This is a genomic window from Polynucleobacter sp. 35-46-11, from assembly GCF_002281105.1.
In genome coordinates, this window is the sequence record NZ_NCFJ01000328.1 from 1 (window position 1) to 2,887 (window position 2,887).

4 protein-coding genes are annotated in these 2,887 nt (G+C 41.5%); 3 read left to right on the top strand and 1 reads right to left on the bottom strand.

All coding sequences use genetic code 11. The features are described 5' to 3' along the window. The first annotated feature begins 579 nt into the window (after positions 1-579). The 3 genes from B7Y67_RS14350 to B7Y67_RS14360 all read left to right on the top strand — a co-directional run bounded on the left by B7Y67_RS14350 (position 580) and on the right by B7Y67_RS14360 (position 1,690). Complete coding sequence (locus B7Y67_RS14350; protein ID WP_293599227.1) at positions 580-762, top strand: DsbA family protein; 183 nt, start codon at positions 580-582, stop codon at positions 760-762. Beyond that, complete coding sequence (locus B7Y67_RS14355) at positions 738-1,118, top strand: DsbA family protein (RefSeq protein ID WP_293599224.1); 381 nt, start codon at positions 738-740, stop codon at positions 1,116-1,118. The genes B7Y67_RS14350 and B7Y67_RS14355 overlap by 25 nt, the downstream gene beginning before the upstream one ends. A gap of 239 nt (positions 1,119-1,357) precedes the next feature. Continuing rightward, positions 1,358-1,690: a YqjD family protein gene (locus B7Y67_RS14360; RefSeq protein WP_293599225.1), complete on the top strand. Its 333-nt coding sequence runs from the start codon at positions 1,358-1,360 to the stop codon at positions 1,688-1,690. Between the two features lie 541 nt (positions 1,691-2,231). Here the strand turns inward: B7Y67_RS14360 and B7Y67_RS14365 are convergent. Further along, the coding region (locus B7Y67_RS14365; protein ID WP_293599226.1) for a tyrosine-protein phosphatase at positions 2,232-2,887 on the bottom strand (656 nt) is incomplete at its 5' end.

Consider the following 2,887-nt stretch of genomic DNA (forward strand, 5'->3'; position numbering starts at 1 on the left):
ATCGGTTGTGCTGTGAGTATCTGTAGGATCTCCGCTAGTAATGTAAGCCACAACAACAGCGCAGACTGTCAACCAGTGGAGAATGATGCTTGGCAATGGGTAGTTTTTCATATTAATACAGAGAATATCCATAGAAACTTAGCTAAGACTGAGAATTTAATTTAACCGGCGAGGTCTCAATATCAACGCACCACAATCTACAATTAGTTCGTTACTCCAATGACGGGCCCATATGTTTATTGGGGATGTGATTGGTAAAGGTGTAAACGATGTGATCGGTTCCGGACGCAAAGCATGTGCCCGGTACGTACCTTTCATTTCTGGTGGGCTACCAGGACTTTAACCTGGGACCAAAAAATTATGAGTGCAGATATCCAAAGAAATCCGCTAGGATTTCACGAGGGTGCGTTTCCTATTTATCGGTGTGTGAGTATTTGTGTGACTAATTTAACTAAATCACAAGAAACGTCAGCTCACTCTTTGGTTTTAAAACCACAGGAATTTTGGAGCAACCATCTAACACTTCGTTACTCCAAAACACTTTCTGGGAAATTGATAGGCTTCTGTAGAATAAACTTCATGAAACCAACGATCAAAATTGACTATATATCTGATGTGGCTTGCCCATGGTGTGCTGTAGGTCTAGGCAACCTCAATAAAGCAATCGCCCAGTTAAGTGATCGGGCTAATTTTGAAATACATTTTCACCCTTTTGAGCTCAATCCCAACATGCCACTATGTCGAAGGAGTCATTATCTCTAAAAGCGTTTGGTCTGAAAATCCCAGGACAGGTCAGCTTAGTAGTTAATTTAGATGATCAGCAAAATCTACTGGATGCGGTAACTCGTTCTGGCCTAGATAGAGATAGAGCCCAAGCGGTGCTCCAAAAGAATGAATTTTCTAAAGAAGTTCGAGATGAAGAATCTATCTATGCCAATGCAGGTATTAGCTCAGTACCATCAATCATTTTGAACGATCAATATCTTTTGCAGGGAGCGCAGCTTCCCGAGTCATTCTTAAATGCATTTGAACAACTAATTAAAAAGCTAAAGGTAAACCCTCTGCTGTTTCCCGGGACACTTAAATTGATCAATGTGGCATTAGCTCCCACCTCTTAAAGTAATTAATAAGGGGCGTCCTACCGGAAGCTCGACAACCTCAATGGGAGCCGCTCAATGATAGGCCTAGCGTCTAGTATGAGTGCGTCTGCAATACCTAAAACTTGACTATCAATTAATTGTTAACTATGTCTGTTACCAGACAATCAATCGTATAGCTAATCCTTATTATGGCTACTTAATGTAATTAACTTTGTGGTGGGCTTATTACTTAATCAAGATTTAAGTGGAGAATTATTATGAATAAATTAGATAAAGTTATAACCAAAGCTTCTACGACAGTTTCCAAACAATTTATTGGAGAATTCAAAGCGCTCATGGCAGATGCCGAGGCATTGATTGAAGCTACCGAGGGACATGCAGATGACGAAATCAAAAAAATTCGCTCAAAAGCTTTAAAAACCCTTGCAGGTGCGAAGGAAAGTATTGCAGACTTTGAAGATGTACTTACGGATAAAGCTAAAGCCGCTGCTAAGGGTGCAGATCACTTTGTCCATCGCAACCCTTGGGAGTCAGTTGCAGTTGCTGCTGGACTAGGATTAATCGTCGGTTTATTTATTCGTCGCCCCTAAGAGTGCATGACCCAAGAAAATTTATTGTCTTCAGCTTAGATATTCGGCCTTAGCACCATGAAGCACTAGAATACAAAATAGCCCACTTGTTGGGCTATTCACACTCTTGATGGCCGGGAGCGGAATCGAACCACCAACACAAGGATTTTCAATCTTCCGCTCTACCGATCGTTATTAGCCTAGAGCAGTCCTTGAGTACTTGCTAACCATGGGCAACAAGTAGTTGATTGCTCCAATCCAGGGCTATATATTTATTGGGGTTTAGTGGTGATATTTGCTACACACTGACTACACAATAATAAATAATGACCTAGCGTTCTCACGCTAAGTCATTATTTTTTTGGTGGGCCGCCAGGACTTGAACTTGGGGCCAAAGGATTATGAGATCGGAAGCAAATGAAAGACCTTTATAAAATGGGGTATGCGGGTGGTCAGTATCGATGTACAGTGTTATGTGTTGCGAGTAATGAGATGATAAGGACTGCCAGTCTTTTATGTTCACCGTGTTTTGGCAGAAATCAGCAAATAATATAGGCTATCACTACAAGTCCCTATCGCGCACTAGATAAAGTTTTCGAAGTTGCTCTTGCTGTGCGGTGTTAATGCTTAGGCCTTGCGCAAAATATTCTTCAATCGTGCCATACCGCCGATGCATTTCATCAAATGAGACCTCTAAGTATTTACGCTTTACCCCAAAAAGCGCAGCTGGAATTCCGGAGTCGCCGCCATTAGAAATGAATCTATCGATCTCATTCTGGTGTAAAGGCAATAGATACTCATTACTACGCAAGTAATCAGACAATACTTCTTCTTTAGACACCCCAAGGAGAGTTAGCAAAGCAGCAGTAGCCCAGCCGGTTCTATCCTTACCATTTGTGCAGTGAAAGACTACGGGGACATTAGAGGTGTTCAATAATGATAGAAAGAGGGTTCGATATGACTTTTGAGCACTAGGCAGCAATACAAAATCTCGATAAAGTGCGAAAAAACTGGCCTCAACCCCTTCCACCCCACCCATTTTTTTACTTGCAAGTTTAGGATCTTTAAAAAGTGTATCTATTTGAGCAGGCGTCACGATTAAATTCTCATCCGCCATTACATTGAGCTGAATATATTTAACTCCCGTAGGAATCTTATCTGGCTGCGCAGAGATTTCAGCGGGGGTACGTAAATCAACATCACTCTTCAATTGCAGTT